Annotated in this window: 28 protein-coding genes; 16 read left to right on the forward strand and 12 right to left on the reverse strand. The window is 60.8% G+C overall.

The window, feature by feature from the left end; all coding sequences use genetic code 11:
- Position 1 precedes the first annotated feature (1 nt).
- Together AC0J6G_RS14830 and AC0J6G_RS14835 are read left to right on the forward strand one after the other, a co-directional pair.
- Positions 2–1,012, forward strand: coding sequence for an aspartate carbamoyltransferase catalytic subunit (locus AC0J6G_RS14830; protein ID WP_475248946.1), 1,011 nt, complete (start codon positions 2–4; stop codon positions 1,010–1,012).
- On the forward strand, positions 1,012–2,283 hold the full coding sequence (locus tag AC0J6G_RS14835) for a dihydroorotase (RefSeq protein ID WP_475248948.1): 1,272 nt from the start codon (positions 1,012–1,014) through the stop codon (positions 2,281–2,283). Before AC0J6G_RS14830 ends, AC0J6G_RS14835 begins: the two co-directional genes overlap by 1 nt.
- A 54-nt stretch (positions 2,284–2,337) precedes the next feature.
- Here AC0J6G_RS14835 and AC0J6G_RS14840 read toward each other — a convergent pair whose 3' ends face one another.
- Positions 2,338–2,736 (reverse strand): NINE protein, encoded by a 399-nt coding sequence (locus AC0J6G_RS14840; protein ID WP_475248950.1) that lies wholly within the window; start codon positions 2,734–2,736, stop codon positions 2,338–2,340.
- A gap of 155 nt (positions 2,737–2,891) precedes the next feature.
- Between AC0J6G_RS14840 and AC0J6G_RS14845 the strand changes: the two genes are divergently transcribed.
- On the forward strand, positions 2,892–4,103 hold the full coding sequence (locus AC0J6G_RS14845; protein WP_475248952.1) for a putative DNA modification/repair radical SAM protein: 1,212 nt from the start codon (positions 2,892–2,894) through the stop codon (positions 4,101–4,103).
- Complete coding sequence (locus AC0J6G_RS14850; protein ID WP_475248954.1) at positions 4,103–4,981, forward strand: TIGR03915 family putative DNA repair protein; 879 nt, start codon at positions 4,103–4,105, stop codon at positions 4,979–4,981. The genes AC0J6G_RS14845 and AC0J6G_RS14850 overlap by 1 nt, the downstream gene beginning before the upstream one ends.
- Here AC0J6G_RS14850 and AC0J6G_RS14855 read toward each other — a convergent pair.
- On the reverse strand, positions 4,947–6,092 hold the full coding sequence (locus AC0J6G_RS14855; protein ID WP_475248956.1) for a PilT/PilU family type 4a pilus ATPase: 1,146 nt from the start codon (positions 6,090–6,092) through the stop codon (positions 4,947–4,949). The two genes, AC0J6G_RS14850 and AC0J6G_RS14855, sit on opposite strands and share 35 nt — an antisense overlap.
- Before the next feature lie 105 nt (positions 6,093–6,197).
- Complete coding sequence (locus tag AC0J6G_RS14860) at positions 6,198–7,232, reverse strand: type IV pilus twitching motility protein PilT (RefSeq protein ID WP_430696327.1); 1,035 nt, start codon at positions 7,230–7,232, stop codon at positions 6,198–6,200.
- 63 nt (positions 7,233–7,295) lie between these two features.
- On the opposite strand from AC0J6G_RS14860, the gene AC0J6G_RS14865 reads away from it, so the two are divergent.
- The 11 genes from AC0J6G_RS14865 to AC0J6G_RS14915 all read left to right on the forward strand — a co-directional run bounded on the left by AC0J6G_RS14865 (position 7,296) and on the right by AC0J6G_RS14915 (position 16,395).
- Positions 7,296–7,982 (forward strand): YggS family pyridoxal phosphate-dependent enzyme, encoded by a 687-nt coding sequence (locus AC0J6G_RS14865; RefSeq protein ID WP_475248959.1) that lies wholly within the window; start codon positions 7,296–7,298, stop codon positions 7,980–7,982.
- A gap of 36 nt (positions 7,983–8,018) precedes the next feature.
- Entirely contained in the window at positions 8,019–8,837 is an 819-nt protein-coding gene (proC, locus tag AC0J6G_RS14870; RefSeq protein WP_475248961.1) for a pyrroline-5-carboxylate reductase, read from the forward strand.
- 9 nt (positions 8,838–8,846) lie between these two features.
- Complete coding sequence (locus AC0J6G_RS14875) at positions 8,847–9,437, forward strand: YggT family protein (protein WP_475248963.1); 591 nt, start codon at positions 8,847–8,849, stop codon at positions 9,435–9,437.
- 13 nt (positions 9,438–9,450) lie between these two features.
- Positions 9,451–9,747: a DUF167 domain-containing protein gene (locus AC0J6G_RS14880; RefSeq protein ID WP_475248964.1), complete on the forward strand. Its 297-nt coding sequence runs from the start codon at positions 9,451–9,453 to the stop codon at positions 9,745–9,747.
- A gap of 236 nt (positions 9,748–9,983) precedes the next feature.
- Positions 9,984–11,966, forward strand: a complete 1,983-nt coding sequence (locus AC0J6G_RS14885; protein WP_475248966.1) for a dynamin family protein — start codon at positions 9,984–9,986, stop codon at positions 11,964–11,966.
- Positions 11,967–12,063: 97 nt separating this feature from the next.
- Entirely contained in the window at positions 12,064–13,203 is a 1,140-nt protein-coding gene (metX, locus tag AC0J6G_RS14890; RefSeq protein ID WP_475248968.1) for a homoserine O-succinyltransferase MetX, read from the forward strand.
- A gap of 2 nt (positions 13,204–13,205) precedes the next feature.
- The gene (gene metW / locus AC0J6G_RS14895) at positions 13,206–13,838 is read left to right on the forward strand and encodes a methionine biosynthesis protein MetW (protein WP_475248970.1); all 633 of its coding nucleotides are present in this window, start codon (positions 13,206–13,208) and stop codon (positions 13,836–13,838) included.
- 15 nt (positions 13,839–13,853) lie between these two features.
- Positions 13,854–14,273, forward strand: coding sequence for a DUF4426 domain-containing protein (locus AC0J6G_RS14900; RefSeq protein WP_475248972.1), 420 nt, complete (start codon positions 13,854–13,856; stop codon positions 14,271–14,273).
- 14 nt (positions 14,274–14,287) lie between these two features.
- Positions 14,288–14,884, forward strand: coding sequence for an RdgB/HAM1 family non-canonical purine NTP pyrophosphatase (gene rdgB / locus AC0J6G_RS14905; RefSeq protein ID WP_475248974.1), 597 nt, complete (start codon positions 14,288–14,290; stop codon positions 14,882–14,884).
- On the forward strand, positions 14,881–16,041 hold the full coding sequence (gene hemW / locus AC0J6G_RS14910) for a radical SAM family heme chaperone HemW (protein WP_475248976.1): 1,161 nt from the start codon (positions 14,881–14,883) through the stop codon (positions 16,039–16,041). Before rdgB ends, hemW begins: the two co-directional genes overlap by 4 nt.
- A 30-nt stretch (positions 16,042–16,071) precedes the next feature.
- Positions 16,072–16,395 carry a DUF3392 domain-containing protein gene (locus AC0J6G_RS14915; RefSeq protein ID WP_475248978.1) on the forward strand — a complete coding sequence of 108 codons (324 nt, stop codon included), beginning with the start codon at positions 16,072–16,074 and terminating at the stop codon, positions 16,393–16,395.
- Between the two features lie 133 nt (positions 16,396–16,528).
- On the opposite strand, the gene AC0J6G_RS14920 is transcribed toward AC0J6G_RS14915, so the two are convergent.
- From AC0J6G_RS14920 to AC0J6G_RS14940, 5 genes are all read right to left on the reverse strand, one after another.
- Positions 16,529–17,872, reverse strand: coding sequence for a DUF1329 domain-containing protein (locus AC0J6G_RS14920; RefSeq protein ID WP_475248980.1), 1,344 nt, complete (start codon positions 17,870–17,872; stop codon positions 16,529–16,531).
- Positions 17,873–18,050: 178 nt separating this feature from the next.
- Positions 18,051–18,770 carry a tRNA (guanosine(46)-N7)-methyltransferase TrmB gene (trmB, locus tag AC0J6G_RS14925; protein ID WP_475248982.1) on the reverse strand — a complete coding sequence of 240 codons (720 nt, stop codon included), beginning with the start codon at positions 18,768–18,770 and terminating at the stop codon, positions 18,051–18,053.
- A gap of 196 nt (positions 18,771–18,966) precedes the next feature.
- Positions 18,967–19,761 (reverse strand): thiazole synthase, encoded by a 795-nt coding sequence (locus tag AC0J6G_RS14930; RefSeq protein ID WP_475248984.1) that lies wholly within the window; start codon positions 19,759–19,761, stop codon positions 18,967–18,969.
- Between the two features lie 49 nt (positions 19,762–19,810).
- Positions 19,811–20,011, reverse strand: coding sequence for a sulfur carrier protein ThiS (gene thiS / locus AC0J6G_RS14935; protein WP_475248986.1), 201 nt, complete (start codon positions 20,009–20,011; stop codon positions 19,811–19,813).
- Positions 20,012–20,107: 96 nt separating this feature from the next.
- Complete coding sequence (locus tag AC0J6G_RS14940; RefSeq protein ID WP_475248988.1) at positions 20,108–20,500, reverse strand: DUF423 domain-containing protein; 393 nt, start codon at positions 20,498–20,500, stop codon at positions 20,108–20,110.
- A 67-nt stretch (positions 20,501–20,567) separates the two neighbouring features.
- On the opposite strand from AC0J6G_RS14940, the gene mtgA reads away from it, so the two are divergent.
- The gene (gene mtgA, locus AC0J6G_RS14945) at positions 20,568–21,296 is read left to right on the forward strand and encodes a monofunctional biosynthetic peptidoglycan transglycosylase (protein ID WP_475248990.1); all 729 of its coding nucleotides are present in this window, start codon (positions 20,568–20,570) and stop codon (positions 21,294–21,296) included.
- A 1-nt stretch (position 21,297) separates the two neighbouring features.
- On the opposite strand, the gene AC0J6G_RS14950 is transcribed toward mtgA, so the two are convergent.
- The 4 genes from AC0J6G_RS14950 to ftsE form a co-directional block, all read right to left on the reverse strand.
- Positions 21,298–21,909: a hypothetical protein gene (locus AC0J6G_RS14950; protein ID WP_475248991.1), complete on the reverse strand. Its 612-nt coding sequence runs from the start codon at positions 21,907–21,909 to the stop codon at positions 21,298–21,300.
- Positions 21,910–22,043: 134 nt separating this feature from the next.
- Positions 22,044–22,898 (reverse strand): RNA polymerase sigma factor RpoH, encoded by an 855-nt coding sequence (gene rpoH / locus AC0J6G_RS14955; protein ID WP_475248993.1) that lies wholly within the window; start codon positions 22,896–22,898, stop codon positions 22,044–22,046.
- Between the two features lie 113 nt (positions 22,899–23,011).
- Entirely contained in the window at positions 23,012–24,028 is a 1,017-nt protein-coding gene (gene ftsX / locus AC0J6G_RS14960; protein ID WP_475248995.1) for a permease-like cell division protein FtsX, read from the reverse strand.
- Complete coding sequence (gene ftsE / locus AC0J6G_RS14965; protein ID WP_475248997.1) at positions 24,025–24,693, reverse strand: cell division ATP-binding protein FtsE; 669 nt, start codon at positions 24,691–24,693, stop codon at positions 24,025–24,027. The genes ftsX and ftsE overlap by 4 nt, the downstream gene beginning before the upstream one ends.
- Position 24,694: the final 1 nt, after the last annotated feature.

Below are 24,694 nucleotides of genomic sequence, written 5' to 3' on the forward strand. Positions count from 1 at the left end.
GATGACGACCCTAGCCACCAAGCGCCCGCTGCAGCTGAATGACCAAGGCCAGCTGCGCCATTTCCTGTCCCTCGACGGCTTGTCCCGTGAGCTGTTGACGGAAATCCTCGACACCGCCGACTCGTTCCTCGAAGTCGGCGCGCGCGCGGTAAAGAAAGTCCCGCTGCTACGCGGCAAAACCGTGTGCAACGTGTTCTTCGAGAACTCCACACGCACCCGCACCACCTTCGAGCTGGCCGCCCAGCGTTTGTCCGCTGATGTGATAAGCCTCAACGTGTCGACCAGCTCCACCAGCAAGGGCGAAACCCTGTTCGACACCCTGCGCAACCTCGAAGCGATGGCCGCCGACATCTTCGTTGTGCGCCACGCTGACTCCGGTGCCGCGCACTTTATTGCCGAGCATGTGTGCCCGAACCTGGCGATCATCAATGGCGGTGACGGCCGTCACGCGCATCCGACGCAAGGCATGCTCGACATGCTGACCATTCGCCGGCACAAAGGCGGCTTTGAGAACCTCTCGGTGGCCATCGTCGGCGACATCCTGCATTCGCGGGTGGCGCGCTCGAACATGCTCGCGCTGAAGACCCTGGGCTGCCCAGATATCCGCGTGATCGCGCCGAAAACCCTGCTGCCGGTCGGCATCGAGCAATACGGCGTGACCGTTTACAGCGACATGGCCGCCGGCCTCAAGGACGTGGATGTAGTGATCATGCTGCGCCTGCAGCGCGAGCGCATGACCGGCGGCTTGCTGCCCAGTGAGGGCGAGTTCTACCGCCTGTTCGGCCTCACCGAGCAGCGCCTGAAACTGGCCAAGCCCGATGCGCTGGTGATGCACCCAGGCCCGATCAACCGCGGGGTAGAGATCGAATCGGCCGTCGCCGATGGTCCGCAATCAGTGATTCTCAACCAGGTCACCTATGGCATCGCCATCCGCATGGCCGTGCTGTCCATGACCATGAGCGGGCAGAACGCCCAACGCCAACTCAATCAAGATGCCGAGGAGCAGAACTGATGCGTATCCGTATCCTCGGGGCTCGGGTGATCGACCCCAACAGCGGCTTCGATCAGCTGGCCGATATCTATATCGAAGGCGGCAAAATCGTCGCGATTGGCCAGGCGCCGGCCGGGTTCGTTACCGAACAAACCATCGATGCCCAAGGCCTGGTCGCCGCCCCTGGCCTGGTCGACCTTAACGTCGCCCTGCGTGAGCCGGGTTACAGCCGCAAAGGCAGCATCGCCACAGAAACCCTGGCGGCGGCCGCTGGCGGCGTCACCAGCCTGTGCTGCCCGCCCTTTACCAAGCCTGTGCTGGACACCCCGGCAGTCGCCGAGCTGATTCTCGACCGCGCCCGCGAAGCCGGGCACACCAAGGTGTTCCCGATTGGCGCGTTGAGCAAAGGTCTGGAAGGCGAGCAGTTAGCCGAACTGGTCGCCCTGCGCGACGCCGGTTGCGTGGCCTTCGGTAATGGCCTGGATAGCTTCCGTAATAACCGCACCCTGCGCCGCGCCCTGGAGTACGCCGCCACCTTCGACCTGACGGTGATCTTCCACTCGCAGGACCATGACCTGGCCGAAGGCGGCTTGGCCCACGAGGGCGCTACCGCCAGCTTCCTCGGCCTGCCGGGCATTCCGGAAAGCGCGGAAACCGTGGCCCTGGCCCGTGACCTGCTGCTGGTCGAGCAAACCGGCGTACGCGCGCACTTCAGCCAGCTGACCAGCGCGCGTGGCGCGCAGCTGATTGCCGACGCCCAGGCCCGTGGCCTACCCGTCACCGCCGATGTGGCCTTGTATCAGCTGATCCTCACTGATGAAGCACTGAGCGATTTCTCCAGCCTGTATCACGTGCAACCACCGTTGCGCACCGCCGCCGACCGCGACGGCCTGCGTGCGGCGGTAAAAAGTGGGGTGATCTCGGCCATCTCCAGCCACCACCAACCGCATGAGCGTGACGCCAAGCTGGCACCCTTCGGTGCCACCGAGCCGGGCATCAGCAGCGTGCAACTGCTCCTGCCGCTGGCCATGAGTCTGGTGCAGGACGGCCTGCTCGACCTGCCCACCTTGCTCGCCCGCCTGAGCAACGGCCCGGCGCAGGCACTGCGTCTACCCGCCGGTAATCTGAGCGTAGGCGCGCCCGCCGACCTGCTGTTGTTTGATCCACAGGCCTCGACCCTGGCCGGTGAGAGCTGGTTCTCGAAAGGGGCCAACTGCCCGTTTATCGGTCACTGCCTGCCCAGCGCGGTGCGCTACACGCTGGTGGATGGGCATATCAGCTATCAGGCGTGATGCCTCACTCCACAAAAAAGCCCGCCAGTTGGCGGGCTTTTTCTTGCCTGAACCTTAACTGCGCTCAGCGTTCTTGATCGACACCTGGGCGTTCAGCGTCCAGAAGTCATACAGCACGCCAACCAGGAACAAGCCACCGGTAAACAGGTAAAGGATCCCGGTGATCCACTTACCCTGGTACATGCGGTGCACACCGAAGATGCCGAGAAAGGTCAGCAGAATCCAGGCCACGTTGTAATCGGTATCGCCGGCGGTAAAGCGCAGGTCAGCTTCGCGATCCATTGCCGGAATCAGAAACAAGTCGACGATCCAGCCGATAAACAGCAGTCCGAAAGTAAAGAACCAGATGGTCCCGGTCACCGGCTTGCCGTAATAGAAGCGATGCGCGCCGAGAAAACCGAAAATCCACAGCAGATAACCGATGAGTTTGCTGTGCGTGTCTTGTCGCTGCATGTGTGTCTCCTGATGGCCTGAGTTGTATCTGACGCCACACTCTACGCAAGGTTCGCCGCCTGGGGAAATCAGCGCACCCGTCAGCCATATCAACGCTTGAAGCCCGCCGAAGATTGCTAAATACTGTATGCATAGCCAGTTAAGCAGGCAACACCATGCAACTGATCGAAAAACTCACCGTGCTCGCCGACGCCGCCAAGTACGACGCCTCCTGCGCCAGCAGTGGCGCGCCAAACCGCAGCTCCAAAGGTAAAAGCGGAATAGGTTCAACCAACGGCATGGGCATCTGCCACAGCTTTACCCCGGATGGACGCTGCGTAGCGTTGCTGAAGATCCTGCTGACCAACTTCTGCCTGTATGACTGCCAGTACTGCGTCAACCGCCGCTCCAGCGACGTGCCGCGCGCGCGGTTTACCCCAGAAGAGGTGGTCACCCTGACCCTCGATTTCTACAAGCGCAACTGCATCAGCGGGCTCTTCCTCAGCTCGGGCATCATCCGCTCGGCGGACTACACCATGGAGCAGTTGATTCGCGTGGCCAAGCTGCTGCGCGAAGAGCATGAGTTCCGCGGCTATATCCACCTCAAAACCATCCCCGATGCCGACCCGCTGTTAATTGCCGAAGCCGGGCGCTACGCCGACCGCCTCAGCGTGAATATCGAACTGCCCACCGAGAGCAGCCTGATCCGCCTGGCCCCAGAGAAAAAGGTGCTGACCATCAAGCAGGCCATGCACTCGATCCATCAGGGCGAGAGCGAAGCCCGTGCGGAAAAACGTGCGCCGCGCTTCGCCCCAGCCGGGCAAAGCACGCAGATGATCATCGGCGCCGACGCCACCGATGACAGCACCATCTTGCACACCGCCGCCTCGCTCTACGGCGACTACCGCCTGCGCCGGGTCTACTACTCGGCGTTCAGCCCTATCCCGCAAAGCCCGAACACCGTGCCCTTTGAAGCACCGCCCTTACTGCGCGAACATCGCCTGTATCAGGCTGACTTTCTGCTACGCGGTTACGGCTTCGCGGTCGATGAACTGCTCAGCGGCCCCGGCAACCTGGCCCTGGATATCGACCCCAAACTGGCCTGGGCGCTGAACAATCGCGAGCACTTCCCGGTCGATCTCAACCGTGCTGAACCAGCGATGATCGCCCGCGTGCCGGGCATCGGCGTGCTCAGCGCCAAACGCATCGTCGCCCTGCGCCGGCAGAAACGCATCCGCTTCGAAGACCTCACGCGCCTGCGCTGCGCCCTGGAAAAAGCCAAGCCTTTTATCGTCACCCAGGACTATCGCCCCCTGCAGGCCAGCCGCGAATCCCTGCTGCTGCGCCAACAGCTCAGCGAAACGCCGGCACAGATGGCGCTCTGGTAATGCACAGCGCGCATTTCGACGGCAGCTTTGCTGGCTGGCGCAACACTGCCCGGGCGTTATTGCTGCAGGGCGTACCGCCGCATCAGATCAACTGGCTGGGTGATGGCGACAGTGGTGGGTTGTTCGACCAGGCACCTGTGCCCAGCAACACCGCCGCGCTAACAGCGGCACCGCGTATCCCCAAGCAGTTACTGGAGTTACTGCACAGCGCCTCACGCTTTCGCGTCGAAGATCGCTGGAGCCTGCTCTATCGGATTCTCTGGCGGGTTGCCCAGGGCGATCGCGCCGCCATGCTGCCGGGCGATCTCGACGGCAGCCAACTGCATAAGCGGCTCAAGGCGATACGCCGCGAAGCCCATCATTTACATGCCTTTTTGCGCTTTCATCCACGCCCGGGACACGCCGAAGGGCCACAGCTGGTGGCCTGGCATGAGCCCGCACACGACATTTTGGCCAGCGCCAGCGGCCACTTTGCCGAGCGCCTGGGACGCAGCACCTGGTTGATTGCCACGCCGGATGACGGCGTGTACTGGGATGGCCAGCGCCTGCATTACCAAAAGCCCTGCCCACCAGAGTGGCAACGCCTGGCACAAACGCCCGAGGATGATGGTGAAGCGTTGTGGCTGGCCTACTACGGCAGCACTTTCAATCCAGCGCGGTTAAACCGCAGCGTATTGGAAACCAACATGCCGGTGCGGTTCTGGAAAAATCTGCCCGAAGGCCCGCTGATTCCAAAGCTGATGAGCCAAGCCCGCGCCGGCGCGCAGCGCGATGGCCAGGCCGAGGCTGTCGCGCGCCAGGGTGGCAAACGCATCCGCCACACCAACGCGACACCATTGCCAGTCAGCGGAAACGCCGACCCGGATCGTCCTCGCTGACTTCTAGGGACAAGCCTTGCGCCATGCTGCTGAGGTGATCGCCATCGGTTTCTGAACCGAGCTTGATCATCAGGCGCAGGTCGTTCGCCGAATCCGCATACAGCAACGCGTCTTCGTAGGTGATCTCACCCTGGCTATAAAGGTTGTACAGCGCCTGATCGAAGGTCTGCATGCCCTGCTCGGTGGAGCGTTTCATCAACGCCTTGAGCTCGTGCACCTCCCCCTTACGAATCAGGTCGGCGGCCAACGGAGTATTGATCAACACCTCAATCACCGCACGGCGCCCCTTGCCATCCGGCGTTGGGATCAGCTGTTGGGCAACGATAGCCTTGAGGTTGAGCGACAGGTCCATCCACACCTGATTCTGCCGGTCCGCCGGGAAGAAGTTGATGATGCGGTCCAGCGCCTGGTTGGCGTTGTTGGCGTGCAAGGTGGCCAAACACAGGTGACCGGTTTCGGCGAAAGCCACGGCGTGGTCCATGGTCTCGCGGGTGCGCACCTCGCCAATCAGAATCACATCCGGCGCCTGGCGCAGGGTGTTCTTCAGCGCGACTTCGAACGACTCGGTATCGATACCCACTTCACGCTGGGTGACGATGCAGCTCTGGTGCTGGTGAATGTATTCGATCGGGTCTTCGATGGAGATGATGTGGCCGCTGCTGTTCTTGTTGCGGTAGCCGATCATCGCCGCCAGGGAAGTCGACTTACCGGTACCGGTCGCGCCAACAAACAGCACTAAGCCGCGCTTGGTCAGGGCCAGCTTCTTAAGGATTTCCGGCAGCTTCAGCTCATCCAGCGTCGGGATATTGGTCTCAATACGCCGTAGTACCATGCCCGCCAGGTTGCGCTGATAAAAAGCGCTGACGCGAAAACGACCGATGCCACGGGCGCTAATGGCAAAGTTGCACTCATGGTTTTCGGTGAAGTCGCGGCGCTGTTGCTCGTTCATCACCGCGTGCACGGTTTCACGGGTTTGCTCAGGCGACATGGGCGTCTTGGTGATCGGCATGATCTTGCCGTTGACCTTCATCGACGGCGGCACGCCAGCAGTAATAAACAGGTCAGAGCCGCCCTTTTCGACCATCAGGCGCAGCAGTTTTTCGAATTCCATCGTTGTTCGCCCATGTGCATCACGCGGTTATGCAAAGGCCAGCGGCAAACGCGTGCATTGCCATTGGATTAAACCCGACTGGCTGAGCCTGCCGGGTGTTTTGGTTTAGAAGTTTTCCGGGGTTTTAGCCTTCTCGCGCGCTGCTTCACGGCTGACGATACCCTTGGAGACTAGGGTCTTCAGGCAGGAGTCGAGGGTCTGCATGCCCAATGCGCCACCGGTCTGGATCGCCGAATACATCTGCGCTACTTTGTCCTCACGGATCAGGTTACGAATGGCCGGGGTGCCGATCATGATTTCGTGGGCGGCCACGCGACCGCCGCCGATCTTCTTCAGCAGGGTCTGCGAGATAACCGATTGCAGGGATTCGGAGAGCATGGAGCGCACCATGGACTTCTCTTCCGCCGGGAATACGTCAACCACACGGTCGATGGTCTTAGCGGCCGAGGTGGTGTGCAGGGTACCGAACACCAGGTGACCAGTTTCCGCGGCCGTCAGGGCTAGGCGGATGGTTTCAAGGTCACGCATCTCACCGACCAGGATGATGTCCGGGTCTTCCCGCAGTGCCGAGCGCAGGGCTTCGGAGAAACCGAGGGTGTCGCGGTGCACCTCACGCTGGTTGATCAGGCACTTCTTCGATTCGTGAACGAATTCGATTGGGTCTTCGACGGTGAGGATGTGGTGGTACTTGTTGCTGTTTATATAGTCGAGCATCGCCGCCAGGGTGGTCGACTTACCCGAACCGGTCGGCCCGGTCACCAGCACCAGGCCACGCGGCACATCGGAAATCTTACGGAAGATCTCACCCATGCCGAGGTCTTCCATGCTTAGCACTTTCGACGGAATAGTCCGAAATACCGCACCCGAACCACGGTTCTGGTTAAAGGCGTTAACCCGGAAACGCGCCACACCGGGCACTTCGAAGGAAAAGTCGGTTTCGAGGAACTCCTCGAAATCCTTACGCTGCTTATCGTTCATGATGTCGTAGATCAGTGCGTGCACCTGTTTATGGTCCAGGGCAGGCAAATTGATCCGGCGAACATCACCGTCGACCCGGATCATCGGAGGCAGGCCAGCGGAGAGATGCAGGTCCGATGCACCTTGCTTGGCGCTGAAGGCCAGCAATTCAGTGATATCCATGGGACTCCCTAATGACAAACAAGCAGGTAGAATGCCGCAAAACCCAGGCGGCGGGCGCAAGTAATGTCCACGATAGCAGAGAATATTGCAAAGGTCGGAGTGCGCATACGTGAGGCGGCGCAAGCCTCACAGCGAGATTGTGGGTCGATTGGCCTGCTTGCAGTGAGCAAGACCAAACCAGCGGCAGCGGTTCGTGAAGCCTTTGCCGCTGGCGCGCAGAATTTCGGCGAAAACTACCTGCAGGAAGCGCTGGATAAACAGGCTGAGCTGCTCGACCTGCCGCTGGTGTGGCACTTCATTGGCCCGATCCAGTCGAATAAAACCAAGCCCATCGCCGAGCACTTCAGTTGGGTGCATTCGGTGGATCGTCTGAAAATCGCCGAACGCCTGTCCGCGCAACGCCCTGAACATCTGCCGGCGTTGAACATCTGCCTGCAGGTCAATGTCAGCGGCGAGGCCAGTAAGTCGGGCTGCAGGCCTGACGAGCTCACGGCGCTGGCACAGGCGGTTACACAACTTCCTCGCTTGCGCCTGCGTGGATTGATGACAATCCCCGAGCCCACCGATGACCCCAGCGAACAACGCGCCGCCTTCGCCCGCTTGCGCGAGCTGCAGCAAGGTCTGAACCTGGGGCTCGACACCTTGTCCATGGGCATGAGCCATGATTTGGAAGCGGCCATTGCTGAAGGCGCAACCTGGGTACGCATCGGTACGGCGCTGTTCGGCGCGCGTGATTACAGCAAGACTTGATTGAGTTTGTCTTCAGCCCCATTAAGGAAGCACGTTATGAGCACTCCCCGCATTGCCTTTATCGGTGCCGGCAATATGGCCGCCAGCCTGATCGGTGGCCTGCGTGCCCAAGGCATCGACGCTGACGCCATTCGCGCCAGTGATCGCGGAGCCGAGCAGCGCAATAAGATCAGCACCGAGCATGGCATTGAAACCTTCGCCGCCAATGCCGAGGCCATTCAGGGTGCCGACGTGATCGTGCTGTCGGTCAAGCCGCAAGTGATGAAAGAGGTGTGCCTGGACCTCGCCGCGCACATCGGCGAGCAACAGCTGGTGGTGTCGATTGCCGCCGGCATCAGCTGCGCCAGCCTGGAAAACTGGCTTGGCCCGCGTGCCATTGTGCGCTGCATGCCCAACACCCCGGCGCTGCTGCGCCAGGGCGTCAGCGGCCTATATGGCAACGCTCGGGTCTCGCCGGCCCAGCGCCAGCAGGCCGAGCAGCTACTCAGCGCTGTCGGCATGGCGTTGTGGCTGGATCAGGAAGCGCAGATTGATGCCGTGACCGCCGTCTCTGGCAGCGGCCCGGCATATTTCTTCCTGCTGATCGAAGCCATGACCGCCGCGGGCGAGAAACTCGGCCTGCCGCGCGATACCGCTGCCCAGCTGACGCTGCACACCGCCCTCGGCGCTGCCCGTATGGCCGTGGCCAGCGATGTTGATGCCAGCGAACTGCGCCGCCGGGTAACCTCGCCAGCCGGCACCACCGAAGCGGCCATCAAAAGCTTCCAGGCCGATGGTTTCGAAGCACTGGTCGAGAAAGCGCTTAACGCTGCCGCTCACCGTTCTGCCGAGCTGGCCGAACAACTGGGTCAATAAGGAACGAAAATGATCGGACTCAATACCGCTGCTGTTTATATCCTGCAAACCATTGGCAGCCTGTACCTGCTGGTCGTCCTGCTGCGCTTTATCCTGCAATTGGTGCGGGCGGACTTTTACAACCCGCTCAGCCAATTCATCGTGCGCGCCACCCACCCGCTGCTGAAGCCACTGCGCAGAGTCATCCCCAGCCTGGCCGGGCTTGACCTTGCCTCGCTGGTGCTGGCGATTTTGCTGCAGTTATTGCTAATGGCCGTGACCTTACTGCTGCTCGGCTACGGCGTGGATAACCCGCTGCAGTTGCTGGTGTGGTCGATCATTGGCGTCACTGCGCTGTTCCTCAAGGTGTTCTTCTTTGCCCTGATCATCAGCGTGATCCTCTCCTGGGTCGCGCAGGGCAGCCAGAACCCGACAGTGGCCTTGGTCAACCAGATCTGTGAGCCGCTGTTGTCGCCGATCCGGCGCATGCTGCCGAGCATGGGCGGGCTAGACCTATCGCCCATCGTGGCGTTCCTGCTCCTCAACCTGATCGACATGCTGGTAATCCGTAACCTGGCGATCATGACGGGCATGTACAAAGGCCTGAGCTTGGCGATTTGATCGCGAGCGCCGGATGAGCCACTTTCGCTGGGACGGCGCTGACCTGATCCTTGAATGCCACCTGCAACCCAAAGCGAGCAAGGATGAGTTCGCCGGGCTGCACGGTGGGCGGGTGAAAATCCGCCTGACCGCCCCGCCGGTGGATGGCAAAGCCAATGCCCACCTAATAGCCTTTCTGGCCAGCACCTTCGCTGTCAGCAAAAGCCAGGTCAGCCTGGAAAGCGGCCAACTGAGCCGGCAAAAGCGCGTGCGCATCAAACAGCCGCAGCGCCTCCCCGCCGAACTCGCCCTGACCACTCAGTCACCCTGAGCGACCACAAAGCGGCTGCGCGCTAGCCTGCAATTGACGCCCGCACGACGCCCCGCATAATGCTGGCTAGCTCAGGCCACCAATGACGCGGCCCTCACCTCATTGCACAGGCTCTAAAGCGTTATCTGCCGCCTTGGTCTACCCTGCGGCATCAATTAATGCGTGCCCCGCTTGAATGGGGCGCCACACAGTTCAGTCGCCCGACAGTAAGGGCGACAACCGGAGGAATGCCAAGGATGAGCATGGAACGTCTCAGTCAACAGGTGGATGCTTACGTTTCCTGGAAGCGTGAGCTGATGCGCGAAATCACCCGCTATCGCAGCTGGCTGGTGACCAATCGGCTGAACTCCGAGGCCGTGGAAAGCAAACTGGAGCGCGCGCTGAAGCTGCTGCGCACCGACCACATCACCCTGGCTTTTGTCGGTGAGTTCTCACGTGGCAAAACCGAGCTGATCAACAGCCTGTTCTTCTCCTCCTACGGCCAGCGCATGCTGCCCTCCCAGGCTGGGCGCACCACCATGTGCCCGACCGAGCTGTTCTTTGACCCACGCTCGGAACGCTCCTATATCCGCCTGCTGCCCATCGAGACGCGCGCGACCGAAGCCAGCATCGCGCAGTTCAAACGGGTGCCACGGCACTGGGTGAATATCACCCTGGACCTCAGCGACCCAGACAACATGGTTCAGGCCTTTAACCAGGTGGCTCGCACCAAGCCCATGCCAGTGGAACAAGCGATTGCCCTCGGTTTCCACCCGGACATGCTGGAAAGCACCAGCAAACCCGGTGAAGTGCTCGTGCCAGCGTGGCGGCACGCCATGGTCAACTTCGATCATCCCCTGCTGCGTCAGGGACTGCGCATACTCGACACCCCCGGTTTGAACGCCCTCGGTAGCGAGCCGGAATTAACCTTGTCGATGCTGCCCAACGCCCAGGCGATCATCTTCCTGCTGTCCGCCGACACCGGCGTAACCGCCAGCGACATGGCCGTGTGGCAGCAACATATCCGCCAGCTCGACGAAGACACCCAGACCAGCCTGTTCGCCGTACTGAATAAAATCGACGTACTGTGGGATGACCTGGCCGGCGAAGCCTTTGTGCAGAATGCCATCCGCCAGATCCAGACCAGCAGCGCGCGCCAGCTCGGCATCCGCGAGGAGGACGTACTGCCGCTGTCGGCCAAGCAAGCGATGCTAGCCAAAGTGCGCAAAGACCCGGAACTGCTAGCCCGCAGCCAGCTGAGCAACCTGGAAAACCTGCTCTGTGAGCGCATCATCGCGCAGAAGGAACGTCTGCTCGAAGACCGTGTGGTCAACCAGATTTTAGGGCTGCTGCAAAACAGCCAGCACGTGCTCAACCTGCGCCTGGAAAAGGTCAACGAACAACAAGGGCTGCTAAGCAACCATCAACACGATAACGGCCAAATGCTCTTTGAGCTGACCGCCAAAACCAAGGAAGACCATAGCCAACACCACAAACGCCTGCTGGGCCTAAAAACTAACCAGCGCCTGCTCAAGCGTCAAGGCGACCTGCTGCGCCATGCCTCGCGCAGCGAACGCTTGGAGGAGCACCTCAATACGGTACGGCGCGACCTCACCGGCAGCTGGACCACACTGGGTATCAACCAGGCGATTCTGCAGTTCTTCCGCAGCGTGGAGCAGGACCTGCACAACCTGGCGCAAGAAGCCGAGATGGCCAACAAGATGGTCGCGGCCATCTACCGCCGGCACAACGAAGAGAACCCGCTGCATGGCGTCGACGCCCCGCAATTCAACGTCAACCGCTACCTGCGCGAACTCACACAACAGCAAAACAAAGCGGACCAGTTCCGCCTGCAGCTAAAAACCCTGCTGACCGAACAGCGCAGCCTGACCAAACGCTTCTTCGCCACCCTGGTGCAGGAAGTCATCGGCCTGCACCAACGCATGCGCCAGAACGCCGAACAGTGGGCAAACGATGCGTTAATGCCGCTGATGCAGCACACCCTGGAACACAAACAACTGCTGGAAACTCACATGCTGCGGCTCAGGGCCCTGGCCCAGGAAACCCAGCAAGCCCGCCAGCGCGGCCAGCAACTGGCGCTTTACACTGCTGAACTGGAGCAGCAACTGGCGCAAGCCGGTGACATGCTGCGGGCCCTGCGCCGCCCTGCACCAGCGCAACGCCAAAGCAAGGTGGTCAACCTATTCGGCCTCACCCGCCCCTACAGCATGGGCGAATAGCCCGCGCCCATGATTGCCTCACCCGCCGCCCCATGCGCTTGCCGCCTGGGGCGGCGCTCTTTAGACTGCGGCTCTTCCTTTATTGCGAGCAGGGTCGATGTCGACTGCCTTTCCCCAAGACTCTGTTGGCCTGGTAACCCCGCAGGTTCTGCATTTTGCAGAACCTCTGGCGCTGGCCTGCGGGCGCAGCCTGGCTGACTACCAACTGATCTTCGAAACCTATGGCCAGCTGAATGCCACGGCCAGCAACGCCGTGCTGATCTGCCACGCGCTGTCCGGTCACCACCACGCAGCCGGTTATCACAGCGCGGACGACCGCAAACCGGGTTGGTGGGACAGCTGCATCGGCCCTGGCAAGCCCATTGATACCAACAAATTCTTTGTCGTCAGCCTCAATAACCTCGGTGGCTGCAACGGCTCCACTGGCCCCAGCAGCATCAACCCGGCCACCGGCAAACCCTTTGGCGCCGACTTCCCAGTAATGACCGTGGAAGACTGGGTGCACAGCCAAGCGCGGCTGGCCGATAACCTCGGCATCCAGCAGTGGGCCGCGGTGATTGGCGGCAGCCTGGGCGGCATGCAAGCCATCCAGTGGACCATCAGCTACCCCGAGCGTGTGCGTCACTGCTTGGCGATCGCCTCGGCGCCCAAGCTGTCGGCGCAGAACATCGCCTTCAACGAAGTGGCGCGTCAGGCGATCCTCACCGATCCGCAGTTTCATGGCGGGCACTTTCAAGAGCAAGGTGTAATCCCCAAACGCGGGCTGATGCTGGCGCGCATGGTCGGCCACATCACCTACCTATCGGACGACGCCATGGGTGAGAAATTCGGCCGCGGCTTGAAGAGTGAAAAACTCAACTACGACTTCCACAGCGTCGAGTTTCAGGTGGAAAGCTACCTGCGCTATCAGGGCGAGGAGTTCTCTACTCGCTTCGATGCCAACACTTACCTGTTGATGACCAAAGCGCTGGACTACTTCGACCCCGCTGCCCTGCATGATGGCGACTTGGCCAAGACCCTGGCGCACGTCACGGCTGACTTCTGTGTGATGTCGTTCACCACCGACTGGCGTTTCTCGCCAGCGCGCTCGCGGGAAATCGTCGACGCCCTGACGGCCGCGCGCAAGAACGTCTGCTACCTGGAAATCGATGCACCGCAAGGCCACGACGCCTTCCTGATGCCGATTCCGCGTTACCTGCAGGCCTTCGACAGTTATATGAAACGGATTAAGGTGTAGCCATGCGCGCGGATCTCGAAATCATTCAAGAGTGGATTCCCGCTGGCAGCCGTGTGCTCGACCTTGGCTGCGGTGACGGCGAGTTGCTCGCCTGGCTGACAGAGCACAGGCAAGTCAGCGGCTATGGCCTGGAAATCGATGCGGAGAATATCGCCCAGTGCGTCAGCAAGGGCGTCAACGTGATCGAGCAGAACCTCGACAAGGGCCTGGGTAACTTCGCCAGCGACAGCTTCGATGTGGTGGTTATGACCCAGTCGCTGCAAGCCCTGCACTACCCAGACAAAGTCCTGGCAGAAATGCTGCGTGTGGGTAAAACCTGCATCATCACCTTCCCCAACTTCAGCCACTGGCGCTGCCGCTGGTACCTCACCACCAAAGGCCGCATGCCGGTATCGGATTTCCTGCCCTACACCTGGTTCAACACACCGAACATTCACTTCTGCACCTTCGAAGACTTCGAAAACCTGTGTCACGACCAAGGCGCCACCATCAAAAATCGCCTTGCCGTGGATCGCGACCACCGGCACGGCTGGGCCAGCCGTATCTGGCCTAATCTGTTAGGCGAGATCGGTATTTACCGGATCAGCGGCGCGAAACCCGCAGCCGCTGAGCGAGCAACTGTTCAAGCTAATTGAATCAGGAGAGTCCCCATGCGTCGTATTGCTGTGTTGTTTATTGCCCTGTGCCTGAGCCTGCCGGCGCTTGCTGAACGTAAGCAAAGTTTCGGTGATTTGGATGTGCACTACATCGCCTTCAACTCAGGTTTCCTGCAGCCCGATATCGCCGCCGCCAATGGCTTGGTGCGCAGCAAAACCCAAGGCGTGGTGAACATCTCCGTACTCAAAGACGGCAAAGCCAGCAGCGCGAGCGTCAGCGGCGAGGTCAAAGATCTGGTCGGGCGCAGCCAGCCGCTGACCTTCAAGCAGGTCAACGAGGGCGCCGCCATTTATTACCTGGCGCAGTTCCCCTTCACCCAGCGCGAGATGCTGCGTTTCACCATCAATGTGCGTATGGCCGATGGCGCGGCACACAGCTTCAGCTTCAACCAGGAATTCTTCCCCGACGAATGATGGCCCCTGAATACATGATGCCTTTCAACGAACTTGTACTCGCCAGCCATAACGCCGGCAAACTCAAAGAGCTGCAGGCCATGCTTGGCAGCAGCGTACGCGTGCGCTCGGTCGGCGAATTTTCCAGCGTCGAGCCGGAAGAAACCGGCCTGTCGTTTATCGAAAATGCCATCCTCAAAGCACGCAATGCTGCGCGGCTGTCCGGCCTACCTGCACTGGCTGACGATTCCGGCCTGGCAGTGGATTTTCTCGGCGGCGCGCCAGGCATCTACTCGGCACGCTATGCCGACGGCCAAGGTGATGCGGCGAATAACGCCAAACTGCTCGACGTGCTGAAGGATGTGCCGGATGCCGAGCGCGGTGCGCAGTTCGTCTGCTGCCTGGCGCTGGTGCGGCATGCCGACGATCCGCTGCCGATCATCTGCGAAGGCCTCTGGCACGGGCGCATCCTGCACGCCGCGCAAGGCGTGGAAGGCTTCGGCTATGACCCGCTGTTCTGGGTGCCCGAGCGCGATTGCTCCAGTGCCGAGCTACCAGCGGACGAGAAAAACCAGATCAGCCACCGCGCCCGCGCCATGGCTTTGCTGAAGCAGCGGTTGGGCTTGGCATGACCAGGGCGTCCGGTGGTGGCTTCGCGCTGCCGCCACTTGCACTCTATGTGCACATTCCCTGGTGCGTGAAGAAGTGTCCGTACTGCGACTTCAACTCCCACACCGCCGGGCCCAACCTGCCGGAAGAAGAGTACGTAGACGCCCTGCTGGCCGATCTGGATGCCGATCTGGCGCAGGTGCATAACCGACCACTGAGTTCGATTTTCTTTGGCGGCGGCACCCCCAGCTTGTTCTCGGCCAAAGCCCTCGGCCGCCTGCTTGAAGGCGTGGAGCGGCGCGTGCCGTTTGCCGCCGATATCGAAATCACCCTGGAAGCCAACCCCGGTACCTTCGAACAGGCCAAGTTCAAGGACTATCGCCGCCTGGGCATCAATCGCTTGTCGATTGGCGTTCAGAGTTTCCAGGCGCCCAAGCTGATCGCTCTGGGGCGCATCCACGACGGCGATGAGGCGGTGCACGCCGCCGATATGGCCCGCGCCGCCGGCTTCGACAATTTCAACCTGGACCTGATGCACGGCCTGCCGGATCAATCCATCGAGGATGCCCTGAGCGATCTGCGTATCGCCATCGCCCAGGGGCCGACGCACCTGTCCTGGTATCAGCTGACGGTGGAGCCGAACACGGTGTTCTGGAACCAGCCGCCGGTGATGCCCGAAGACGATACTCTCTGGGACATTCAGGAGGCCGGGCAGGCCCTGCTGGCCGCCGAAGGTTACGCGCAGTATGAAGTTTCAGCCTACGCCCAAGCCGGCAAGGCCGCGCGGCACAACCTCAACTACTGGACCTTCGGCGATTTTCTCGGCATCGGCGCCGGCGCTCACGCCAAACTCAGCCAGCCGGACGGGCGCATCAGCCGTAGCTGGAAAACCCGCCTGCCCAAAGACTACCTGGACCGCAGCAAACGCTTTAGCGCCGGCGAACGCGTCCTGGGTGCTGATGAGCTGCCCTTCGAATTTCTGATGAATGTGCTGCGCCTCACAGACGGCGTCGCCAGCGAACTGTTCACTCAGCGCACCGGTCTACCACTGAGCCAGCTGGCTGCCGCGCGCGCCGAGGCCGAGCAACGCGGCCTGCTGCAGCGTGACCCGACGCGGCTGAGCGCCACCCGCGAAGGCCAGCTGTTCCTCAATGACCTGCTGCAACACTTTCTCCCCTGACGCATGCGCCCTCACGGCTAAGGAAACCTGATGGACCTGCTACTCGACCTGATCGTCACCCTGTCCCGTTGGAGCCGCGGCCACCTTTACGACATCGCCTTAACCCTCATGGCCACCCTGCTGGTGCTGTTCGGGCCAGGCATCAATGCCTGGGTGCAGCGCACTACCAGCAGCATGAATTTCATTTTTCGTACGCTGATTTTTGTGCTGCTCTGCGCAGTGGGCTATGGCCTGCTGATCGTTTTCGCCACGCCTTACCTGGCCAAGGGCCTGGGTTTCTTCAACAACTTCACCCTAGCCCCGGTGCTGATTCTGGTGTTCTTTATCATCGGCATCCTCGCTGACCGCAACTGAACCCAAAAATGGCATAAAAATGGCCGGGAGCCATTTTTAACGTCGCGTAGCGACGGCCCGAAGGGTGGCCGCCAGGGATGGCAGGCCATAAAAAAGCCGCCCAATTGGGCGGCTTTTTCAATTGAGCGGGTGATCAATTACCTTCGCGGCGCAGTGCCTGCGGGGTGAAGTCACGCGGGCTCAGCTTAGCGTTGAAGTTGTACATCGGCTCGTTGTTATCCAGACCATCGACGAAGTAGCGCTTACCTTTGAAGTCGTAGATGGTTTCCAGGGTGCTGCCGAACATCGGCACGTCGTAGTAGCTGATCGGGTGGCTTTCCTGCACGCCACTCAGCTCACCGCTCTTGTCATACAGGTCGACGGCGAGAATCTGCCAGCTGTCTTCATCGATATAAAAACGCCGCTTGGTGTAGGGGTGGCTAAAGCCCTTGCGCAGGTCGGCTTCAACGATCCACACGCGGTGGCGTTCGTAACGCAGCAGCTCAGGGTTGACGGTGTTGCTGAGCAGGATGTTGTCGTAGGGAATGCCCTTCTGGTGCACGGCATAGCTGTTATACGGCACCAGCATTTCCTGTTTGCCAACCAGCGTCCACTCGTAGCGATCCGGGGCCCCGTTGTAGGCATCAACCACGTCGGCGGTGGCCATGCCGTTACTGTCTGGCTGTAAGGTGTCGTAGGCCAACATTGGCAAGCGGCGCACACGGCGCTCGCCACGATTGAAGCGCCAGGCCTTGCGAATGGCCAGCACCTGATCGAGGGTTTCCTGCACCACCAGTGCCGAGCCGGCGAGCTTGGCTGGCGCAACCACCTTGTACTTGTAGTAGAACAGGGTGTTGTCCAGGTCCTGCGGGCTGACGCCTTCACGACCGTAAAGGAAGTAAATGTCGCGTTCCAGCTTGAGCAGGTTGTAGGCACCGTTGGATAGCACTGCCGCCTGGTTGGTGACAAAGCTGATCTGGTCGCCACGGTAACGCATGATGTGGTTCCAGATGGCTTCCTGGCCGGTTTTCGGCAATGGGAAAGGAATGCCTGCCGCCACCCCGTCCACACCATTACCACCGGAAATCAGTTCCGCGGCCTGCGCGTTAAAACGCGTGGCGTCATAGATCCGCTGCGGCGCCGCTGCGCTGCGATGGGTCGGGAATACCTGCAGAAAGTAGGCTGGGTTCTTTTCCAGCAGCGCTTGTAACCCAGCCGGCAGCAGGGTTTGGTATTGCGTCAGGTTCTGGCTGTTGACCTGATACAGCATGGCATCGCTGCTGTAAGGGTCAGGGTGGTGCATGCCCGGCTGATAGTTAGCTGGCGGTTGCGCCAAACCACCGTCCCAGGCAGGGATCGTGCCGTCGGCATTCCCCGCACGCTCACCGCCCAGCGGGGTTAAGTCCTGGCTCAGCCGCGCGGCTTGGGCACTGTCGACCTTGGCGTGTGCCTGCAACGCGCAGGTTGCCGCTAGCAAAATTGCAAATATTCTCAACACAGCTTCTCCTCGCAGCCTGGCCAGAGGCAGGGCTGCTGTTGTTATGGCCGGGCGGTCCTGCCCGGATATAGGTGCCGTCTTGGTGAGGAGCCGTCCTGGCGCGCGTCGGATTATTCCGATCTAGTGCAATCGTCCTTGGTTTTAGGGTCTTGCTGCGCTGATCGCTCAGCGCGGAGAATCAGCTGATACGCTGGAACTTCAAATCCCACACGCCGTGCCCTAAACGCTCGCCGCGCCGCTCGAATTTAGTGGTCGGGCGTTCTGTCGGGCGTGGCACGTACTGGCCATCCTCAGCCAGGTTGCGGTAACCAGGCGCTGCATTCATCACGTCCAGCATGTACTCGGCGTAGGGCTGCCAGTCGGTGGCCATGTGCAGCACACCGCCGACCTTGAGTTTGTGTCGCACCAGTTCGGCAAACGCCGGCTGTACGATACGACGCTTGTTGTGCTTGGCCTTATGCCACGGGTCCGGGAAGAACAGCAGCACGCGATCAAGGCTGGCATCCGCCACACAATCGCGCAGCACTTCCATGGCATCGCAACTGTAGACGCGCATGTTGTTGAGGTTGTGCGTCATCAGGCCGTTAAGCAGCGCGCCGACACCGGGACGGTGTACTTCTACGCCGATAAAGTCCTGCTCGGGCGAGGCAGCAGCCATCTCCAGGGTGGAATGGCCCATGCCAAAGCCGATTTCAAAAGTACGCGGTGCACTGCGGCCGAACACTTGGTCGAAGTCGCGCAGGCCATCCTCCAGTTGCAGGCCGAACTTCGGCCAGCCTTGATCAAGGCCACGCTGCTGACCTTCAGTCATGCGCCCGGCACGCATCACGAAACTTTTGATCGCGCGATGCTTGGAGGTGTCTTCAGCCGGCTCGGGCTGTTGTGGCAAATCAGTCATGCTGTGCTCTTAAAGTGCGGTTACGATTTCGCGAGCTAGAGCCATGCAAGGCGCTACGTGAGTAACAGCCTCCGGCGGGTCAAAACAGGCGAGGAAGCGGAGTTTACGAGTTGTGAATGAGCATTACGACCGGGCTGGCGCTCCAGCCTGCTGTTAACGCAGCAGGGCCGAAGCGCAGCAAATCGTAAACGTGCTGCTACTTGATCAGGCCTTCCAGCGGCGACGAAGCGCTGGCATAGAGCTTTTTCGGCATACGCCCGGCCAGGTAGGCCATGCGCCCGGCGATGATCGCGTGCTTCATCGCTTCGCCCATCAGAATCGGGTGCTGCGCATGGGCAATGGCGCTGTTCATCAGCACCGCCTCGCAGCCCAACTCCATGGCGATGGTGGCATCGGATGCAGTCCCCACACCAGCATCAACCAACACCGGCACGGTGGCTTCTTCAAGAATGATGCGCAGGTTGTAGGGGTTACAGATGCCCAGCCCAGTACCAATCAGGCCGGCCAGCGGCATGACGGCGATGCAGCCCATGGCCGCCAGCTCGCGGGCGATGATCGGGTCGTCACTGGTGTACACCATCACGTCGAAACCATCCTTGACCAACACTTCGGCGGCCTTGAGGGTTTCGATGACATTGGGGAACAGAGTTTTCTGGTCAGCCAGCACTTCCAGCTTGACCAGTTTGTGGCCGTCGAGCAGCTCACGGGCCAAACGGCAGGTACGCACGGCCTCAATGGCGTCGTAGCAACCGGCGGTGTTCGGCAGGATGGTGTAGCGTTCAGGGCTGATCACATCCAGCAGGTTCGGCTCGCCTGGGTTCTGCCCGATGTTGGTCCGGCGCACCGCCACGGTAACGATCTCGGCACCCGACGCCTCAATGGCCATACGGGTTTCTTCGAGGTCCTTGTACTTGCCGGTACCAACCAGCAATCGCGACTGATAAGTACGGCCCGCTAGGGTGAATGGCTTGTCGTTGGGAACGTGGCTCATGGGTAATCCTCTTGAAATGGGCGGACGGGCTACGGACGTTGGCGCCCTATCAACCGCCACCGATGGCATGCACCACTTCAACCTGGTCACCTTCGCTCAGGGCGGTGGTGCTGTGCTGGCTGCGCGGCACGATATCCAGGTTGAGCTCTACCGCGACGCGGCGTCCGGCTAGGTCCAGGCGCTCGATCAACCCGCCGACGGTTGCGCCGTCGGGCAATTCGAATGGTTCACCGTTTAACAAAATACGCATGACGGCTCGCTCCCAATTGGGAAAAGGGCCGGCATTCTAGCCTGATCATGGGCGTTGACCAAGGCTAAAGGGGACGTGCGGGCGCTACTTTCTGACTCATTGGTCAAGCCCTTTAGGCCCAGCCAGCCTCCAGGCCGCCAGCCCCACGCACAGCCAACCGGCTAGAAAGGCCAGCCCTCCAACAGGCGTAATCATGCCCAGCGCGCTGATGCCGCTTAAGGTCAAGGCATATAGGCTGCCGGAGAACAGCACAATACCGAGAGCAAACAGTGCGCCGGCGTAATGGACCAGCGGCGCCGGGCGCAGCAACGCCAGCAAGCCGACGCCAAACAGCGCCAGCGCATGAATCAGCTGGTAATGAGTGCCCGTCTGGAATACCGCGAGATAAGCCGGTGTCAGCTGACTCTTCAACCCATGCGCGGCGAAAGCACCGAGGGCCACACCGGTAAAGCCGGCACACGCAGACAGTAATAACCACAGACGCGCCATGCATCACTCCAGCTATAAAGATAGGGCTGGCTATAATGGCCGGCAAAATCATCGTGGCCAAGTACGCATGTTTCGATCCATCGCCCGTCGCCTACTCAAACTTTCGCTTTGGCTCGTCCTCGGTTCGGTATTGCTGGTGTTGTTATTACGCTGGGTGCCGCCACCCGGCACGGCTTTGATGGTCGAGCGCAAGGTCGAGTCCTGGCTGAACGACCAGCCCATCGACCTGCAGCGCACCTGGCGCCCCTGGAGTGAACTGCCAGATGACCTGAAGATGGCGGTTATTGCCGGTGAAGATCAGAAGTTCGCTGAACACTGGGGCTTTGATGTCGCCGCTATTCAGGCGGCCCTGGAGCATAACCAGCAGGGCGGCTCCCTGCGCGGCGCCAGCACCCTCAGCCAACAGGTGGCGAAGAATCTGTTTCTCTGGTCGGGCCGCAGCTGGCTGCGCAAGGGCATGGAGGTGTGGTTCACCGGGCTGATCGAACTGCTCTGGCCCAAGCAGCGGATTCTTGAGGTGTACCTGAATAGCGTTGAATGGGGCGACGGCGTGTTCGGTGCCGAGACCGCCGCGCGGCATCACTTCAACGTGGGCGCCCCTTATCTGTCACGCCATCAGGCCAGTTTGCTTGCAGCGGTATTGCCCAACCCGCGCGAATGGAGCGCCAGCCGCCCCAGCGCTCATATCAGCCGCCGGGCCAGCTGGATTCGCCAACAAATGCGCCAGCTGGGCGGCAACCATTACCTCAATCGCCTGCAGCCGAATCGCCCTGATTGGCTGCCCAACGGGTTATAAACTAGCGCTGCTTGAGTAGATGGCGTGGCACAGCGTAAAGAAAATACAGCTCGTCATCCTGCAAGTGCGCGGTCATGCCCAATTCGGGGTACACCCAAGCCTGTCCCTCTGCCAGCTCCAACGTCAGCCGCGGCTGACCAAGGCTGGCGGCTAACCGCGCAACATCCACCGGCGCTGGCGGCAACAGGGTCAGCGCCGTAATGGGCCGATTGGCCAAGGACAGCAAAAGCTGGCTGCCAAGTGGCTGCGCTTTATCCGTCGGCTTTAGCCCTGCCGCCGTGAGCAAGCTCTCGCGCTCAGCGTCTTCCAGCCCCACCTCGGCCTCCAGCGACCAGGCTGCATCACCCTCCTGCAATTCGCCGCGATAGAGCAGGCGCGCACCGTCCAGATTAGGCTGCAGCCATAGCTCGCCCTCCAGGGCATCACGCAGGTGCACCAGGCTCAAGCGATCATCGGCCAGCGGCGTAAGCACCTCGGTTTGCCATTGCGCCAGCCATGGCAAAGGCGCAGCGGCCGGCTGCGGACGCATCAGCCACGCGCCCCAGGCAAAGAACAAACCGGCAACTACGGCAAAGATCAGCCAATGCGGCGTGCGTATGGGCGGTAATTTCATCGAGTTTTCCTTGACCATAAAAATCGCCGGGAGCGCTTTTTAACGTCGCGTAGCGACGGCCCGAAGGGTGACCGCCAGGGATGGCAGGCCATAAAAAAGCCGCACCTGGGTGCGGCTTTTGACAGTAGCGCGATTTAGGCCGCAATCGAGCCTTTGAGCTTGTTCATCGCGTTCTTTTCCAGCTGACGGATGCGCTCAGCCGATACGTTGTACTTGGCTGCCAGATCATGCAGCGTGGCTTTCTCTTCGGCCAGCCAGCGCTGGTAAAGAATGTCACGGCTGCGCTCGTCCAGGCCTTCCAACGCTTCGTGCAGATTGGCCGCAGAGCTGTCGGTCCAGTCGGAATCTTCCAGCTGACGCGCCGGGTCGTAACGGTGGTCTTCCAGATAATGCGCGGGCGACTGGAAAGCGCTTTCGTCGTCGGCTTCGGCAGCCGGGTCGAAGGCCATGTCATGGCCGGTCAGGCGGCTTTCCATCTCGCGCACTTCACGCGGTTCGACACCGAGGCTTGCAGCCACGGCATGCACTTCGTCGTTATTCAACCAGGCCAGACGCTTCTTCTGGCTGCGCAGGTTGAAGAACAGCTTGCGCTGCGCCTTGGTGGTGGCGACTTTGACGATGCGCCAGTTTTTTAGGATGAACTCGTGGATCTCGGCACGAATCCAGTGCACCGCGAAAGACACCAGGCGCACGCCCATTTCCGGGTTGAAGCGCTTGACCGCTTTCATCAGGCCGACGTTGCCTTCCTGAATCAGATCGGCCTGGGCCAGGCCATAGCCGGAGTAGCTGCGGGCGATATGCACCACAAAGCGCAGGTGAGCCAGCACCATTTGCCGGGCGGCTTCGAGGTCTTGCTTGTAGAAGAGATTTTCCGCCAGCTCACGCTCCTGCTCAGGGGTCAACAGCGGGATGCCGTTTACCGCATGCACGTAGGCCTCTAGGTTGGCACCCGGAACTAGAGCATGAACAGGTTGCAAAGAAGTGGACATTTGGATCCTCCGACTTACGAAATCGTGTTGCAGTCTAGCACTGCTCAATACGACTTAGGGGGTTCTTACAAGTTCCCTTACACATAGTCAATATCAAGCAAAACAATAACTTACTACCTTGGTGCGAGTTCGTTCAAGTGCCTTGCGACTGCCAGCCAGGCACCAATATAGCCCAACAGCACGGCACCCAGCAGCAGGGATAGACCATCGGCTACCGGCACACCCGCCAGGGCGAAGTCGCTGCCATACAAACCGGCCAGGCGCACCACAGCGTCATTCAGCCAGCCAAGGCCGTAGGCCAACAGCAGCCACGCCAGCAGGCCGGCGCCCAACCCGTAGAGCGTGCCCATATACAGAAAGGGCCGACGCACATAGCTGTCCGTACCGCCGACCAGCTTAATCACTTCGATCTCGGTGCGGCGGTTCTCGATATGCAAACGGATGGTGTTGCCAATCACCAGCAGCAACGCCATCACCAGCAGCAGGGTCAAACCAAAGACAAAGCGCTCGCCCAGCTTGAGCATGGCGCTCAGGCGCTCGACCCAGAGCAGATCAAGCTGCGCCTGCTGCACGCGCGGCAGCTCGGCCAGGCGCACACGCAGGGCCTCCAGGGTGACTTTATCGACCTCCTGCGGCGTGACCACAATCACCCCAGGCAGCGGATTATTCGGCAGCTCTTTCAGCGCCTCGCCCAGGCCCGATTGCTGCTGGAACTCCGCCAGCGCCTGTTCACGGCTGATCCACTCGGCTTCGGCCACATCATCCATTGCGGCGATTTGCTCACGCAGCGCCTGGCCCTGCCCCTCCGTAGCGTCGATTTGCAGGAACAGGGAAATCTGCGCAGCACGCTGCCAGGACACGCCCAGACGCTCGACGTTATCGAGCAGCAGCGCCAACCCCATGGGCAAGCTCAGGGCCACGGCCATCACCAGGCAGGTAAAGAAGCTGCCAATCGGCTGTTTGGCTAAGCGGTGCAGGCTATCGACCAGGCTGGCGCGGTGGCTTTCCAGCCAGGCATGCAGCTGGTGAGAAAAGCTCGGGCTGTCATCGGGGATCGGTGTTTCGGTTTTTTTCGCGGCCGCGCCAACACGTTGCGCAGGCTGCGGAGGTGGCATACGGGTTGCGCTCATGCCGCCTCCCCATCGCCGATCAGGCGACCACGCTGCAGGGTCAGCATGCGGTGACGCATACGCGCGATCAGCGCCAAGTCGTGACTGGCGATGAGCACCGTAGTGCCCAAGCTGTTGATGTCTTCAAACACGCCCATGATTTCAGCGGCCAGACGCGGGTCAAGGTTACCGGTGGGTTCGTCCGCCAACAGCAGCGCCGGACGGTGCACCACGGCGCGGGCGATACCGACACGCTGCTGCTGACCGGTAGACAGATCGCCAGGGAACTGTTCGGCCTTGTCGGCCAGCGATACGCGCTCCAGTGCGGTGCGCACGCGACTGCCGATCTCATCTTTGGACAAACCTAGAATTTGCAGTGGCAGCGCGACGTTATCAAACACGCTGCGGTCGAACAGCAGTTGGTGATTCTGGAACACCACGCCGATTTGCCGGCGCAGAAAGGGGATCTGCGCGTTGGTGATCTGCGACATGTCCTGCCCGGCCAGCAGCAATTTGCCGCTGCTCGGCCGCTCCATCGCCAACAGCAGGCGCAGCAAGGTGCTCTTGCCCGCGCCAGAATGGCCAGTGACGAAGAGAAACTCGCCCCGACGCACGTGGAAACTCAGCTCGTGCAGCCCGACGTGGCCGTTGGGGTAGCGCTTACCGACCTGCTCGAATTTGATCATG

Source organism: Pseudomonas sp. TS_SC_3, from assembly GCF_056156225.1.